The sequence below is a fragment of the Dyella tabacisoli genome (assembly GCF_003350925.1).
GTDB lineage: Bacteria > Pseudomonadota > Gammaproteobacteria > Xanthomonadales > Rhodanobacteraceae > Dyella_C > Dyella_C tabacisoli.
On the sequence record NZ_KZ857173.1, the window covers coordinates 16,483 to 32,090 of the forward strand.

Here is a 15,608-nt window from a genome sequence, read left to right on the forward strand (position 1 = left end):
GATCGAATAAAGCGTTACGGCAAACCCAACGAGGTAAGTCATGAGCGTCGAGATTGGTGAAGTGTCGAGCACGGTGCATACGGTGGATAGCGAGCTGCCGCTTTCCGCGCAGGCCATGCAGCGTCTGGTGCACGCGGTGAGTACGGCCGTTCGCGATAGCCACGCGCACCAGAAACGCAGCGAGGAAGAACGTCGCGTCACCGGCGGAGTAAGTGCCGAACGCGATGCCGAAAGTCACGGCGACTGAGGGTCAGCGCATGGAACAACTGCAAAAAGCCATGTTGATCGCGACCTATAGCGATGGGTCGATGGACGCCTTCGAAGTGCCGTTCAACCCCACCGATTTCTCGCTGGACAAGAGCGCGCAGATTGCCGAGATCAATATTCCCGGCCTGGATTCGCCGTTGCTGCAATTCGTGCGCGGCCAGAACGAAAAGCTCACCGTGGAATTGTTCTGCGACACCACCGATCACGGCATGGGCGACGGCGCAACCAGCGTCACCACGCTGACCGATAAGGTCTATTCGCTGATAAAGATCGAACCGGCGGGGCATGCGCCGCCGATCTGCACGTTTATCTGGAACAGCAACTTTCCCGGCGCCGATATCTTGTCCGGCGCAGGCAATCAACGCCGCAACGAATTCCAGTGCGTCGTCGAGAGCATCAAACAGAAGTTCACCTTGTTTGCTCCCGACGGCACGCCGCTGCGCGCGACCCTGACCTTGGTCCTGCGCGAATACAAAACCCTGGATCAGCAACTGGCGCAACTCAATCTCAGTTCGCCGGACCGCAGCCATAGCCACGTCACCCGTCGCGGCGACCGCTTGTGCGGCATCTCCTGGCAGTACTACCACAAGCCCGATGCATGGCGGGCCATCGCGACCGCCAACAGCATCGAAGACCCGCGCAGGCTCGGTGCCGGCGTTTTTCTACGCATTCCAAAACTGAACTGAGCCGCCCATGGAACTGGTCACACTTGCCCAAGAATCGGCACTGCAAAACGGCTTCTACGTGCCGCAGTTCGAGGTGAAGATTCAAGGCGTAGGTTTGCCGCACGACGTGCTGCGCGACGTTATTCAAATCAACTATCACGACAACATCAAAGAAATCGACGGCTTTGAAATCACGGTCAACAACTGGGATTCACTTACCCGCCAGTTCAAATACGTAGGCGCGGAAACCCAGGCCGACCTGGACGGATCGACCGCCGACAGCGAGCGCTATCGGCTGTTCGATCCGTGCAACAAGCAGGTCGAGGTATGGATGGGCTATGCCGGCGACCTGCGCCTGATGCTCAAGGGCAGCTTCACCACCCTCGAACCCAGCTTCAATGCCGGCGCGCCCACGCTCAATGTGCGCGGCTTGAACGCGTTGCATCAGTTGCGACGCAAACAGTACAGCACCACCTGGAACGACAAGCGCGACAGCGAGATCGCCCGCAACATAGCCACGCTTACCGACAGCACCATGGGCAGCAACGCCAAGCGCTTTCCGATGCCGCTGGTGATCGACAGCAATGCCATGGGCCGCGAAGAAGCCATCCCCTATGTCGCCCAAAGCAATCAATACGACATCGATTTCCTGCTGGCGCGCGCATTGCGCCTGGGCTATGTGGTCTATATCCGCGAAGGCGACCCCAACGCCAGCGACCCCGACCAGCAGCAACAGCATGTGTACTTTGGCCCCTCCGACGGCCGTGGCCCCGGCACCCGCGACGTCACATTCCGCCTGCGCTGGGGAGCTTCGCTGACCGAATTCAAACCCACCTTGACCACCGCGCGCCAGGTGCGCTCGGTCACCGTCAATGGCTGGGATAGCTCGCGCAAGAAAGCCATTACCGTCAAAGCCAGCCTCGGCGACCGCGATTTGAACGTCAACACCGATATGCACAAGCTGATCGGCGCTTGCGATCCGCGCGAAGAAATCGTTGTCGACAAACCGGTGCACACCGAACGCGAAGCCAAGCAAATAGCCCAGGCGATTCTTAAAGATCGCGTCAAGGAAATTGTCAAGGCCAACGCCACCTGCGTCGGCCTGCCCGATCTTCGCGCGGGCCGCAAAGTGATGATCGAAGGCTTAGGTGAACGCTTCAACGGCTCGTACTTCGTCACCGACTCCACTCACACCATCAACGACAGCGGCTACATCACCAAATTCAACGCGCGCCGCGAAGTCACCGGAAACCTGGAAGGCCTGCGATGAGCACCATCCACGGCGTGGTCATCGGCATCGTCAAGGAAATCGATCCGGCGCAGGCGGCGGTCAAGCTCGACTTTCCGTGGAAGCAGCCGGCGCAGCGCAGCAACTGGGCGCGCATCGCCGCACCGATGAGCGGCGGAAAACGCGGCGTGTACACCATGCCCGAACTGGAGGACGAAGCCCTGGTCGCTTTCGATCATGGTCATTTCGATCACCCCTTCGTGGTGGGGTTTCTCTGGAACGGGCATGACAAACCGCCGGCCGATAAACGCGAGTTGCGGGTGATCCGCTCGGTCAACGGCCACGAAATCATTCTTTACGATCCGCCCGCGCAAGGTGGCGACAAGGGCTTTATCCGCATCAAGGACGCGCACGGCAACCAGTTGGAGATGGCCAATGGCCGCATCACCATCCAATCGGTGGGCACGCTGCAATTGAACGCGCCCAATGTCGTTATCAACGGGCGTCTGGTGGCGCCGGTGGGACCGGCGATATGAGATCAGGAGCGCGCCATGAGCATTGACGCCAGCACCGATATCGATACCGACACCAGCGCGGCCATCCCCTGTATCGAGCTGAAGGCGCTGAGCGGTATCCCGACGATTCCGCTGCTCGGCGGCGCCGAGCTCAATGCTTTCGTGGATCTCGCCAGCGGCCCGACTAGCGATTGCAAACTCAATCTCAACTTGTTGATCCAGCTTGGCCCGCTGTTCGCCAGCATGGCCTGCTTGTTCAAGATCCTCAACGTAATAAGCAAGATCAAGGATTTCGCCAGTGCGGTGCCGGACCCCACCAAGCTCGCCACCTCGGTACCGAAACTGCTCGATGCGATCGCTCAGTTGGAAGGCTGTATACCGGCGCTGCAGATTCCCAATCTGATCGCCATGCTCAAGCACATCCTGCTGCTTATCATCAATATTCTGCTGTGCTTTCTGACCCAGGTCGACAGCATTCTCAAATTCAAACTGAGCATCAATATGGACGGCACCGACGACAACCCGGTGCTCAAAGACACCTTGATCTGCGCGAGCAACAGCGCCGATGCCGCGATGAGCAATGCGATGTCGTCGCTCAAGCCCCTGCAGTCGCTGATGATGATTATCGGCATCATCGCCGGCCTGACCGGCCAATCGCTGGACTTGCCCGACTTCAGCGCGATTGCCGGTGGCGCCAACGATATTGAAAAAACCGTCAGCTCGATCAAATCCGCGGTGCAGGGTTTGAAGGGCATCGTCGATTCACTGCCAGGTTGATGGGATAAAGCGATGAGCGACGACACACGCGAATTTCTCGGTATCGGCTGGAAGTTTCCCTTGCAGGTAACGGCCAGCGGCAGCGTGGCGCAATCGCGCTATGAGCAGCGCATTGAAGAGTCGATCTATTTGATTCTGTCTACCGCCCGCGGCGAACGCGTGATGCTGAGCGACTTCGGCTGCGGCATTCATGAGCTGGTATTTGCGCCCAACAATGCGGCGACCCGCTCACGAGTGGTGCAAGGTGTGCGCAAGGCGCTCACCGCCTACGAGCGCCGCATCGATGTACTCGATGTCAATGCCGACAGCTCGTCCGGGCAAGACAACCTGCTGTTGATTCGCATCAACTACCGCATCCGCATCAACAATGCGCTTGGCAACCTCGTCTATCCCTTCTACATACAGGAGGCTGCCTGATGCCGCTCGACAACTTGCTGCCGATGATCGACGACCGCCGTTACGACGACATCGTTACGGAGATCCGCACCCGCATCGCACGCTATGCGCCAGAGTGGCGCCCCGGCGATGCCGCCTGGACCGATGTCAACGACAACGATCCCGGCGTGACCTTTGCGCAAGTATTCGCCTGGCAAGCGGACATGCTGCTGTATCGCATGAACCTGGTGCCGCAGCTCAACTACATTAAATTTCTGCAACTGCTTGGCATCGAACTGGAGCCGGCGGAGCCAGCCAACGCCGAGGTGACGCTGCCGGTGTTGACCACCAGCGCGAACAGCGTGGTGACCGTGCCGTCACGCACCCCGTTGAGCGCCGACCCCGGCGATGGCGGTACGCCGTTGATCTTTGAAACGGTGCGTTCGCTGAAGGCTTTCCGGGCGCAGCTCAATCAACTGCTGACCGCAGAGGGCGGCGGCTATAGCGACATCAGCAACGCCAATGACGGCGTGACCGGCTTTCAGCCATTCGGCCCGCAAGCAGCCAAGGATGCGGAGTTGGCGCTGGGCTTTGTGGACAGCGCCCCGCTACCGGCCGAAGTGCTCGACCTGGCTATCGTCGTACAAAGCGATCCGCAAGCTTTCGGCTGGTACGGCTGCGGCGACACCATCGCCACGCCGGCCAAATTGGCGTGGGAATACTGGGACGGCACCTATTGGACACCGCTGACCCTGCTTAAAGACGAAACCCTGGCCTTCACCCGCACCGGCCACGTGCAATTGAAATTGCCCGCGGGCGGCATTACCGCCACGGCGAAATTCAGCGGCAACCCTAAAGACACCACCAAGCGCTATTGGATTCGCGTGCGCGTGGCGTCCAGCCAGTACCTGAATCCACCGATCTTGCTGGCGGTACGCACCAATACCGTCCTGGTCGAACAAGCCGAAACGATCCACGACGAGATTCTCGGCGGCAGCGACGGCAGCCGCAATCAAAGTTTTCAGCTCAACGGCCTGCCGGTAGTCGCCGGCTCGCTGCAATTGCAGATACAACAAAGCAACGACGGTTTCGATACCTGGACCGAAGTCACCGATTTCTTTGCCGCCGGACCAGCCGACCAGGTCTACGTGCTTGATCGAAGCTCGGGAAAAATCCTCACCGGCGATGGGGTCAATGGCGCGATCCCGGTGGCCTATGTGGGTAACCCCGGCGCCAACGTAGTGGCTCGTGTCTATCGCGTCGGCGGCGGCAAACGCGGCAATGTCGCGGCCGGGCTGATCGATACGATGACCACCCACGTAGACGGTATCGATGACAACGGTATCGGCAATCTGTTGGCCGCTTACGGCGGCCGCGACGAAGAGACGCTGGATCAAGCCAAGAAGCGCGCACCGCAGGCTTTACGCAGCCGTGATCGCGCTGTCAGCAATAGCGATTTTGAATACCTTGCGACACAGGCCGGCAATGTGCGTCGCGCCAAGGCGTTGCCGTTCTTCCACCCGCAGTTTCCCGGACTCAAGGTACCGGGCACCGTGTCGGTCGTGGTGGTACCCGATACCGACGACCCGGCACCGCAAGCCAGCGATGGCCTGCTGCGCACCGTATGCAGTTATCTCGATGCCCGCCGTCTGCTGGCTACCGAATTATTTGTGTTGCGGCCGCTCTATCAGCTAGTGCTGATACAGGGCGATGTGATCGCCGCCGACGATGCCGACCTGGCGCAATTGGGCATCGCCATCGAGCAATCGTTGCTCGATTATTTTCATCCGCTGAAGGGCGGCGAGAAAGGCGACGGCTGGCCGTTCGGCGGCACCATTTATTACTCACGGGTCTATCAGCGCCTACTGGGCATCCAGGGCATCGCCAGCATCAGCGACCTGACCATCGTGCTGGACGGCGAAGCTCAGCCGCCGTGTACGGATATCCCGATTCAACCGCACGCCTTGCTGTATTCGGTGCAGCACGCGGTGATCGCCAACTACGATGCCGGGGCGACCGCGTGAGCACAATCACCGCAGGCCTGATACCACCCAACGCACCGCAACGAGTGCCGGCACCGCCGCAGTTGCCTGACGATGCCTTGTCGCTGTTACTCAATGCCCGCGTTGGCTGGCGCATGCTCGACGACGGCGGTTTGCGCAAGACCCCGCATGAGGGCGATATCACGCTGCCCTGGTTTGCCGGCAGCGCGCGTGATTTTGGCGAGCCGTCGGGAAGCTTCGGTGGACTGTGCACACCACTGCAAGTCGCCGCCGCTGGCAACAGCCTTTATCTGCTCGACGCCACCACCCAGCTCAGACATTTCGATCCTTGCTGTTGCCGGTTTGTCACCATCCCCTGCACCGGCGGCCATGGCGGCGGCGGCCGGCAACTGCGCAATCCCGGTGGCATCGCCACGCATGGCGGGTTGTTATATGTCTGCGACAGCGGGCGCGATGGACTCACTATCAACGGCTCCGATCCACGCCGGCAGGCATTGCGCGAACGCCTGCGCCGCGAGAACCACCGCGTCAGCGTGTTTCTTTTGAACGGCTATGCGCTGCGCGGACATCTGCGGCCGGCTGCGGAGAAATATCCGCATTGGAAACCACGCGCCGTTGCCTGCGATGCACGCGGCGGTGTCTGGGTCACCGATATCGCCAATCAGCGCGTGCACCACTTCAGCGCCAACGGTCATTGGCGCGGCACGCGCGGCCCCTTGTTCAACGTGCCGTTGTATATCGCGGTCGATCGCTGCGGCGTGATCTACGTGGTCGATCTCGATCCCGTCCACAACAAGCCGCGTTTGCAGACGATGCACGCCGACGGCGCCTTGCTGCCGCCGCCCGCCAGCGTGGAGGCCGCCGCCGAACGCTTCGATGCCCTGCCCTTCGCGGTGCTGGCCGATGGCACGCTCGACCTGCGCACGCTATGCAGCGAGAACCCGTGTGCGGCCAGTGGCTACTTCGACGACGATGGCGAACCACTGAGCGCCGCGCCGCCTGCACCGTCTCAGATCTACGAAGTCGATGGGCATTTTCTCAGCGGTCCGCTCGATAGCGGCATTCTCGATTGCCAGTGGCATCGCATCGCGCTGCAGGGGTTGATGCCGGCTGGGTGTTCGATCCTCGCTGAAACCTTTTGCGCCAATGAGGCCTATAGCGCGGCGCAGATCGACGGCTTTGCGCAATGGCAGGCATTGACGGTGGCCTTGCCCAGAAATAGCGACAAGACCCCGTGGTCATGGGACGGCCTGATCCGCAGTCCGCCCGGCCGCTACTTATGGTTGCGCATGAGTTTGCGCGGTACCGGCAAAACCACGCCAACCTTGCGTGCGGCCGAGATCGAATTCCCCCGGATCACCTCACTGCGTTATCTACCGGCGGTATTCGCCAGCGAGCCGGTAAGCGCGGATTTCACCGCGCGTTTCCTCGCCTTGTACGACACCACCACGCGCAGCATCGAACGCACCGTCGATAACCTCGCAAGCTGGTTCGATCCGATGAGCACGCCGGCCAAGGCCGTCGGTGGCGCGACAGTCGACTTTCTCACTTGGCTGGCGTCATGGGTGGGCCTTAGTCTCGACCGTGGCTGGAGCGAGGCGCGACGACGCGACTATCTGCGCCGGGCGAGCCAACTGTATGACCTGCACGGCACCCCGCGCGGCTTGCATGAAATGCTGTTGCTTTTGCTCGGCTGGCGTGACGCCGCGACGCGTTATTCGCACCGCCCGGCGCGGCGTCGATGCGTGGAAACACCGCGCAACTGCCGCCCCGTCCCCGCATGTATTCCCTACCAGCCACCGCCGTTGCTGCTTGAACATTTCCGCTTGCGGCGCTGGTTGCAGCTTGGCACCGGCAGGCTGGGCGAACAGGCGGTGCTATGGGGGCGGCGCATCGTCAATCGCTCGCAACTCGATACCAATGCGCGCACTAATCGCACCCTGCTGCTGACGACGCCCGACGCCGCCAGCGACCCCGTGCTGGTGCACGCCAACCGCATCACGGTATTCGTGCCCTCGCGCTACCGCGACCAAGCGCAACGACGCTCGCTGGAGCAGCTACTGCGCAGCGAATGCCCTGCTTACGTGCAGTACGACATCGAATACGTCGAGCCGCGCATGCGCATTGGCGTGCAATCGATGATTGGTCTGGACGCGGTCATCGGACGTCTACCGCAAGGCCTGCCACTGGGCACGACCCCTTTAGGAACGGCGTCGATCTTGAGCGCCGCCGCCCCTGCCATCCCGCCGGCGCAACGCATCGGGCGCAATGCGCGCCTTGGCACGCCACCACCCCTCAACTGACGGAACGCTTCGGAGAACGAGATTATGGCCAGCGATCCCATCGAAGCCACCCAGGCAAAGTGTCCGGCCTGCGAGTACGAGCCGTTCTCGCGCAATGCCTACTGGACCGGCAAGCTGATGTTGGCGCGCGATTTTATCGACGAGCAGCATTACGTCGTGGAGAAAATGCGCCATCACAATCAGTACCTACATGGCGAAGGCGTGGTCTGCGGGTTGAAGGTAACCCAGCACAACAAAGCCAGTTGTCGCAGCCATTACGTATACGTCGAGCCCGGCACCGCGGTGGACTGTTGCGGTCACGACATTGTGGTGACCGATCGCGACATCCTCGACATTCTCGCCCAACCGGCGGTGATGGCGATCAAGGACACCAAGGCGCATACGCTGCAAATCTGCATTCGTTATCGCGAATGTCCCAACGAGGACATTCCGGTGCTCTACGACGATTGCGGTTGCGACGACACGCGTTGCGCACCCAATCGCATTCTCGAATCCTATGAGTTGGGCGTCATCGTCGATCCGCCATCGGTCACCGTGCCGCCACCACCGGCCAAGTGCGGCGATCTATGGCTGCAAAGCCTGGACGGCTGTCCGCATTGCGACCAACCCGATTGCCTCGTGCTGGCCACCATCGCCAACTACGTGGTCGGCAATCAATTGGTGGACCCGCCGGCTCCGGTGCCGGCGCCGACCGAAGGCTTTGCGCTGATCGACAACATCACCGGGCGCATCTTGCTACCGAGTACGCAAACGCTCAAAGAAGTCATCGACTGCATTCTCACCAACCCCGGTGGCGGTGGTGTGGGGCCACCCGGAAAAGACGGCGCCCCCGGCAAGGACGGCGCGCCGGGTAAAGACGGTGCGCCTGGCAAGGACGGTACGCCCGGCAAAGATGGTGCACCCGGCAAGGACGGCGCGCCGGGTACCAATGGCACCAATGGCACCGACGGCGCCCCCGGTCTTCCCGGCAAAGACGGCGCGCCCGGCCCAGGCCTGGAAGCAGGCCTGCGACGCATCAATGCCTTGAGCTGGACGCATGGTAATACCGAGCCATCGGTATTCACCATCACGCGCGCCGATGGCAGCCGGGCGTTCGGCTTTGTGATCTCTTTCAATGGCCCGATCCTGTTTGGTACAGCCAACGATCAGCATGTTTTTCAGGTCCTGGTGCCACAGAACAACGCCAGCGCCGCATCCATCGTGAACTGCCGTTGTGCGCTCAAGGGCAGCATCGTGCCGGTCAAGGCGACGCTGTCTGGCCATCTGGTGATCGACGCCGTTGAAATCCCCGGAAGTCCAACGACCATCGACGCGATCGCTTTTGTGCCGTCAACGAAAGAGCTGCCCAACATCTTCGATTTCTGGGCCATCTTGCGCTGCGACTTCGTACTGGAGGGCGCCGGCAAAACCGCTGTCGCCGGACAGTTCACCCGCGCCGAACTACCTACCGGGCAACTGAGCCACGGCAGCCCCTACGGGATTCAGGGCGGTCTTTTCGAGAGCTGGTTCGGCTTGAAGGGTCAGACGCCATGATCCCCGCAGCCAAGATCGACCCATGCAGGCATGCCATGCGCATGAACCTTGTTGTGACCACCATCGAATGCTTAGCGCCGGCGCCCGGAATGCCGGCCACATCGAGGACACGCTAATGGCTATCAGCACGTCCAATTATCAGCGCGGCGCCATCCCCTACCCCGATTGCAACGCGACACCCATGTGCGACAGCACGCCAGTGTGCCCGGCATGCGGCGGACTCGAATGTCTTTGCCGGCCACGTTTCTTCGCCGGGCAATTGCTGACCGATGAAGACCTCAACCGTCTCGATCATTACATCGTCGCCAAGAATCGCCTGCATAACCGATATCTGGTCGGCACCGGCGTGGCCTGCGGCCTGGAGGTGATCTGCAATGTCTGCGGACCCGACCAGGGCGGCACCAAGGTGACCGTGCGGCCCGGCTATGCCGTATCGCCCTGCGGCAATGACATCGTGTTGTGCAAGAACGTCAGCGTGGATGTCTGCGACTTGATCGGTAAATGCCGGCCGCAAACCGATGCCGACTGCTTTCAGCTTTTTCCCGCGGCTGTCGAGACGACGAAGGTCAAGATACCCGCTGCGGAGTTGGGCAAAATAATCAAAGACATCAACTATAAGACGGGCAACAAAACGACAAGCTACGGTGATACCGAAGACTGGGTGCTGGCGGTTTGCTATGCGGAGAAACCATCGCGCGGTGTCGGCGCCTTGCGAGAATCGGCCAATGGTCCAGGCGGCTGTTCCTGCGGCGGTCAAAGTGGATGCAGTTGCGGCGGCAGCGGCAGTAGTGGTGGCTGTTCGTGCGGTGGGTCCAGCTCAACCGGCAAAAGCGATTGCGGTTGCTCATCAACCAGTACCGCCAGCAAGCCGGCCAAGAACGCGCCGGTTTCCTGCGAACCCACGCTGACCTGCGAGGGGTATAGCTTCAAAGTCTACAAAGCGCCCAATACATCGCTTAACAGGTGGCAAACCAACTATGGCGAAGCGGCCAAGCGCTTCATGTGCTGCATCTTGCCGCTGATGGAAAGCGTGCAAGGCTCGCTGAAAAACAAAGCCTATAACCACGGGCAAATCTACGGCTATCTGCTCAGCCTGCGCGACACCATGGCAGAGTTCATTCGCAGTCAGGGCTTTTACGATTGTGAACTGGCCAGCCGATTGGCCGCTGTCGGTATCACCGCACCGGACAGCAGCGTGTATGACCTGAAAAAGAAGTCCACCGGCCTGTTGCTGATGCAGAGCTATGCCCGCTCGCTGCAAGGGCTGAGCAGCATCGCCGAAGCGGTCATGCAGAAATGCCTCTGCGGCGCGTTGTTGCCGCCATGCTCGCCATCGGCCATGGCCGACTGCGTGCCGCTGGCGACGATTACCGTGTCGGCCAGCGACTGCCGGGTCATGCAAATCTGCAATATCAGCGCACGCGCGTTTCTGCCTACCTGGCCGAACATCCAGTACTGGCTCTCAATGTTCAGCGGCAACGGCGGCTTGTTCGGCAACCTGCGGCAGACGCTGGAAGACATGTGCTGCGGCGGCATAACCTGGGGATCGAGTATCGGCGTCAGAACCGGCGCGAACGGCTATTCCATGCATGTTCAATCGGCACAGGTTCAAGCAGATGTAGCGAAGGGCAAGGCCAAGGCGCCGCCCGCGCCTGCCGCCGACACGACCGTACCTGGGGTATTCGCCTCATTGCTGGGCAATGCCATCGCGCAGCCCGATCGTCAGGTCAACGCGCAGAGTCTGTTTCTCGGCAGCCTGGGTATGACGCAAGCCGACGGCACGCCGCTGGTCAGCGAACAAGAGCAAGCGCATCCGGCCGATTTCCTGCTGGCGCATCAGGTCATGGCGCCACTGCTGCGGCAAATATTGCCTGCCTCCGCATTGGACATGTTCAGCGCATCGCCTACCGCATCGGCCGCAGCCGCGCCGGCCGGGGCGACCGGCAAAACCGTGGACGTCAATGAGCTCGCCGAGCAAGTGAATGCGCTGAGGAAACAACTCGCCGAGCACAAACGACTGATCGCCACCATGACCAAGCGCAAGCCCTGAGGATACTGTCATGGACCAGAGTCAACGCCCGGTTTTCTTCGAGGGGCAATACCTAGGCGCTGCCGACCTGACGGCCGCCGTGCTGTACGAACACGTGCAGACGGCGCGTCATGCCTTGGGCGCGCATACCTGGGGTATCGCCATCGGATTGGATCTGTTCGAGCGCACCCTGCCCTCGGGTACGTCGGTCGATGTATCCCTATTGCCGGGCGTGGCCTGGGACGGCTACGGCAATGCCGTGGTCATCACCTCACCGGTCAAGCTCGGCGTCGATGCTTTCGCCAATTTCCAAACCGACACACCCGACGGCGGGGTGCTGGTCAAGATATGGGTGCGCTACAAGGAGGCAGCTACTCCCACGACGCCGGCCGGCTTCGCCTTATGCAGCGGCGATACATCCAACCGTATTGCGGAGAGCTACGCCATCGTCGTCGGCGATCCGCCGAAAGGGCCGCATGACTCGATCACCTTGGCGGGCCGCAGCGTGCAACCCGATATGGCATTGCAGCTATTCAATCCCGACGAACCCACGCTGTACGACGAATCGGTGCCGTTTCAACAGTTTCCCGAGTCTGGCGATAAGCGGCGCTGGTTGATTCCGGTAGGTATGGTGCGCTGGTTTAAACAAGGCAGTCAGCCGGGTACGTTTTTGCCGCGCGACGACAGCGGCGGCAGCGATGGCCTGCAAAGCAAGGATAGCGATCAAATCCGCGCGTTTCGCCAATACCTCGGCGTCGTCGCGGAAAGCGTGCAAGCGGCCGATGGCGTAATTCGTTTGCGCGATCGCAGTGTCGACCCCACCAGAGTGCACTTTCAACCGCCACGCATTGACGATGCGGCGCATCCGCCGGAAAACGATCTGGTCTGGGTCGAGGGCAATCTACGCGTCTTGGGCGATGCCCGGCTGCTCGACGGCGCACTGGATTTCCGCACCGATACCGGCGATCGCAAAGGCGTACCGCAAGTGCTGCGACGGGTGGATGGCAACAAGGCGGGCGGCAGCGATCTGCAAGTGCTGTTTGCCGCCAAGGATGGCGCCAGCGGAAAAAATGCCTTCTCGGCCGGCAATGTGAATGTGGACAGCACCGGCGCACTGAAAGAGATCGTGCCCTTTCTCACTGTGCGCGACAACGGCTTGACCTGCGTCGGCGGCGATACCCCGGCGGCCACCTTGCATGTCGCGGGCGATCTGGCGATCGATAAAATCAGCGGTGGCGCGGCGCGTGCGCTGCCGGCCCATGCCACCCTGATCTGGAACGACGGTAGCTGGCTTTGGCTCAATGCCAATCAAGACCAGAGCCAGCCGATTCCCGGCGTGCGCACGCCGGGCGAATTCGCCTGTGGCTCCTTGAACGTCGGCGGCACCGGCGGCAACTGGAGCGACCCCGGTACAGGCAATGCCTGGTTCAGCGGCTCACTGGGCATCGGCACCAACACCTTGGATGCCAGCGTGGTTATTCAAGGGGCCAATAAGCATCAAGGCAAACTGTGGTTGTTTCGCAACGACGCCGATTTTGAATATGACGGTGGCGACGATTTTCTCTACGTCTTCCAAAACAATGGCAACGTCACCGCATTCTTGGGCGGCAAATTCGGTTTCGGCACGACGACGCCCACGGCGCAGGTGCATGTCAGCGGTAACCTGCAGGTGGACAACGGCTTCAGCACCAGCGGCACAACGATCTTCAACGGTGCGTGCACGTTTAAAAGTACGGTGACCTGCGAACAAAGTGTCACCCTGCAGCAAACGCTTACCTCCAGCAGCAGTGCGCAATTCACCGACATAACCGCCACCGGCGGCCTGACAGCCAATCATTCGACCATCAGCAGTTGGATCAATGTAGGCGACGACGTCAACGTCAGCGGTGACGTGAATGTCAGCGGCGACGTCAACGTCAGTGGCAGCAAGAATTTCGCTATCCCGCATCCTAAAGACGCCACCGGACAGTGGTTGGTGCACGCCGCGATCGAAGGGCCGGAAGCCGCGGTTTTCTATCGCGGCGAGAGCTGCTTGCACAACGGTGCCGCCACGGTGGAGCTGCCTGATTATTTTGAAGCGTTGACCTGCGCTCAGCAGCGCACGGTGCAACTCACTCCACGGTATGAAGGCGATGAGCCGGTCTCCGCCCTTGCCAGTACCTCGGTGCGCGACGGGCGTTTTCACGTGCGCGCGATCACTCCCGGCAATGCCGAGCAGCGGTTTTATTGGGAGGTAAAAGCCGTTCGTTCCGATCTGCCGCCGCTACAGGTCGAGCGCGTGGCCGATGCGAGTTTCATGCGCTCATGAACGCTCTTTCCTCCACGCCAGCCTTACGTGTGCGGCGATGGCAAACGCGCTATTTCGTTTCGTCTGCGCATCCGGCGCCCAAGCAGGTGCAACAAAAGCTGGACCAAGCTTTACGTACACGTACCGCCGAAGCATTGGCGGCGGTATGTGCCCGCTTGCTCGCCGCCGACGATGCCAGCCTGGTTTTCATCCGGCGGCTGGATTTGGAATGGCATGTGGATAGCGCTGGCGATGCCGACCAGCTCGCTCGATGCAGCGCGCAAGCATTGGGCAAGGCCTTGGCCCAGACGTTGGCGGCAGGAGAGAGCGACAACCTGATCCGCTTTCGCGATCGCGCGGCTTATCTGGCCCGCTTTATCGGCGATTGCGCGGCAGGCGATGCCTGGCAGCGCTGGTATTACGCGTCGTTCGACGGTTTGCGTCTATTGCCTGCTTCGGCAGCCATTCGCAGTGTCTTGATCGACGAGCCGCAGGTGGGACTCGCCGCCTTGTTGTCGCTCTCGCACGAATCCGCGCTACGCATTCTCACGACGCTAACCGCCCATGACGCGCAGCGTCTGCTGCAAAGCTGGGATACCCCGGCCATGGATGCCACGGCGAGTTTTATCGCCACCGTATCGATGGCACTGCATGCACCCTATCTCGCCCACTCGATAGAACACCGCAGCCTGTGGCTTTATCTCGCCATGGCAGCGCAGGGTACGGCTTGTGTACCCGCCTGCTGCGCCGTTGCCGGCTTGATCGAAACGCTACACCAGCTACCCGAATCACAGCGGACCCTATGGATCGATGCTTTTGATCCGGCCCAGTCGCTGCACGGCCATGTGCCGGCCACCTGTCTTACCTGGTTGAGCGGCATACCAGCGACGGTGCGTCAAAGCGGTTTGCGGCAACTTGCCGGCCATATGTCAGCGCCTGCGGCCGATGCATGGCCGGATACCACCTACACCCCGTTCGGCGGTGCCTTCATGCTGCTGACCAGTCTCGATGCGATGGCCTTGCACGAACTCACTCGCGATTGGCCGGACCTTGAGGTGAGCGTCGACATGCAAGACGACGTGCATCTATCCGCACCCCAACTGATGCGCTGGCTGCTGCTTGCCCATGCGCAAGGCGCTCAGCGGCTGCGTCCCTTTCTTGCCGACCCGGTATGGCGTGCCTTGCTCGGCATCGATGCGCGTCTATCGACCGAGATGATCGTGGCCTGGCTAGGCATGCTCGGCATGCGTCGCCGCCGTGGCTGGCTGCGTGGGCTGCACAGCGAAGATAGCCCCCGTGCCGTCGTCGACGACGAACGATATTTCCTGATGTCGCTGCCCGGTCCCTGGTCATCGCGCTGGCATGCCGCGCTGGCGACGGCGGCACAGCATCTATTGCATCGTTTTGCTTGCAAAATTCCCGGCTTTGCCACTTCGCGTGCGCATTATCTGCATAGCCAGTTTCTGGATGCCGGCGCCCAACTTGAGTGGCAGCACGAGCATGTGCAGGTCACCCTGGAACGCCCTCCCCTCGCCTTGCTGCTCAATCTCGCCGGGCTCAATCGCGGACAGCGCGAGCTGCCCTGGCTGACCACGCCCGCCATGACTTTCTTCAGTCGCGAGTAAT

The 15,608-nt window shown here is 61.2% G+C and carries 12 protein-coding genes; all 12 read left to right on the top strand.

What is annotated here, in order from left to right:
- Window positions 1–40: 40 nt before the first annotated feature.
- Entirely contained in the window at window positions 41–247 is a 207-nt protein-coding gene (locus DVJ77_RS00065; RefSeq protein WP_114843448.1) for a hypothetical protein, read from the top strand.
- 10 nt (window positions 248–257) lie between these two features.
- Entirely contained in the window at window positions 258–953 is a 696-nt protein-coding gene (locus DVJ77_RS00070) for a CIS tube protein (RefSeq protein ID WP_114843449.1), read from the top strand.
- A gap of 7 nt (window positions 954–960) precedes the next feature.
- Complete coding sequence (locus DVJ77_RS00075; RefSeq protein ID WP_114843450.1) at window positions 961–2,202, top strand: phage late control D family protein; 1,242 nt, start codon at window positions 961–963, stop codon at window positions 2,200–2,202.
- Window positions 2,199–2,696 (top strand): phage baseplate assembly protein V, encoded by a 498-nt coding sequence (locus DVJ77_RS00080; RefSeq protein WP_114843451.1) that lies wholly within the window; start codon window positions 2,199–2,201, stop codon window positions 2,694–2,696. Before DVJ77_RS00075 ends, DVJ77_RS00080 begins: the two co-directional genes overlap by 4 nt.
- 15 nt (window positions 2,697–2,711) lie before the next feature.
- Entirely contained in the window at window positions 2,712–3,452 is a 741-nt protein-coding gene (locus tag DVJ77_RS00085) for a hypothetical protein (RefSeq protein WP_114843452.1), read from the top strand.
- Window positions 3,453–3,464: 12 nt separating this feature from the next.
- Window positions 3,465–3,869: a GPW/gp25 family protein gene (locus DVJ77_RS00090; RefSeq protein ID WP_114843453.1), complete on the top strand. Its 405-nt coding sequence runs from the start codon at window positions 3,465–3,467 to the stop codon at window positions 3,867–3,869.
- Window positions 3,869–5,851 carry a putative baseplate assembly protein gene (locus tag DVJ77_RS00095; RefSeq protein ID WP_114843454.1) on the top strand — a complete coding sequence of 661 codons (1,983 nt, stop codon included), beginning with the start codon at window positions 3,869–3,871 and terminating at the stop codon, window positions 5,849–5,851. Before DVJ77_RS00090 ends, DVJ77_RS00095 begins: the two co-directional genes overlap by 1 nt.
- Window positions 5,848–8,133 (top strand): phage tail protein, encoded by a 2,286-nt coding sequence (locus DVJ77_RS00100; protein WP_114843455.1) that lies wholly within the window; start codon window positions 5,848–5,850, stop codon window positions 8,131–8,133. The genes DVJ77_RS00095 and DVJ77_RS00100 overlap by 4 nt, the downstream gene beginning before the upstream one ends.
- A 24-nt stretch (window positions 8,134–8,157) precedes the next feature.
- Complete coding sequence (locus DVJ77_RS20965; protein ID WP_225427672.1) at window positions 8,158–9,666, top strand: collagen-like protein; 1,509 nt, start codon at window positions 8,158–8,160, stop codon at window positions 9,664–9,666.
- Between the two features lie 115 nt (window positions 9,667–9,781).
- The gene (locus tag DVJ77_RS00110) at window positions 9,782–11,716 is read left to right on the top strand and encodes a hypothetical protein (protein WP_162791293.1); all 1,935 of its coding nucleotides are present in this window, start codon (window positions 9,782–9,784) and stop codon (window positions 11,714–11,716) included.
- A gap of 10 nt (window positions 11,717–11,726) precedes the next feature.
- Entirely contained in the window at window positions 11,727–14,003 is a 2,277-nt protein-coding gene (locus DVJ77_RS00115) for a hypothetical protein (RefSeq protein ID WP_114843457.1), read from the top strand.
- Window positions 14,000–15,607 carry a hypothetical protein gene (locus tag DVJ77_RS00120; protein WP_162791294.1) on the top strand — a complete coding sequence of 536 codons (1,608 nt, stop codon included), beginning with the start codon at window positions 14,000–14,002 and terminating at the stop codon, window positions 15,605–15,607. The genes DVJ77_RS00115 and DVJ77_RS00120 overlap by 4 nt, the downstream gene beginning before the upstream one ends.
- The last annotated feature ends 1 nt before the right edge of the window (window position 15,608 follow it).

Coding starts and splice junctions, on each gene's coding strand:
- DVJ77_RS00065 (WP_114843448.1), top strand. CDS start 41: ATGAGCGTCGAGATTGGTGAAGTGTCGAGCACGGTGCATACGGTGGAT.
- DVJ77_RS00070 (WP_114843449.1), top strand. CDS start 258: ATGGAACAACTGCAAAAAGCCATGTTGATCGCGACCTATAGCGATGGG.
- DVJ77_RS00075 (WP_114843450.1), top strand. CDS start 961: ATGGAACTGGTCACACTTGCCCAAGAATCGGCACTGCAAAACGGCTTC.
- DVJ77_RS00080 (WP_114843451.1), top strand. CDS start 2,199: ATGAGCACCATCCACGGCGTGGTCATCGGCATCGTCAAGGAAATCGAT.
- DVJ77_RS00085 (WP_114843452.1), top strand. CDS start 2,712: ATGAGCATTGACGCCAGCACCGATATCGATACCGACACCAGCGCGGCC.
- DVJ77_RS00090 (WP_114843453.1), top strand. CDS start 3,465: ATGAGCGACGACACACGCGAATTTCTCGGTATCGGCTGGAAGTTTCCC.
- DVJ77_RS00095 (WP_114843454.1), top strand. CDS start 3,869: ATGCCGCTCGACAACTTGCTGCCGATGATCGACGACCGCCGTTACGAC.
- DVJ77_RS20965 (WP_225427672.1), top strand. CDS start 8,158: ATGGCCAGCGATCCCATCGAAGCCACCCAGGCAAAGTGTCCGGCCTGC.
- DVJ77_RS00110 (WP_162791293.1), top strand. CDS start 9,782: ATGGCTATCAGCACGTCCAATTATCAGCGCGGCGCCATCCCCTACCCC.
- DVJ77_RS00115 (WP_114843457.1), top strand. CDS start 11,727: ATGGACCAGAGTCAACGCCCGGTTTTCTTCGAGGGGCAATACCTAGGC.
- DVJ77_RS00120 (WP_162791294.1), top strand. CDS start 14,000: ATGAACGCTCTTTCCTCCACGCCAGCCTTACGTGTGCGGCGATGGCAA.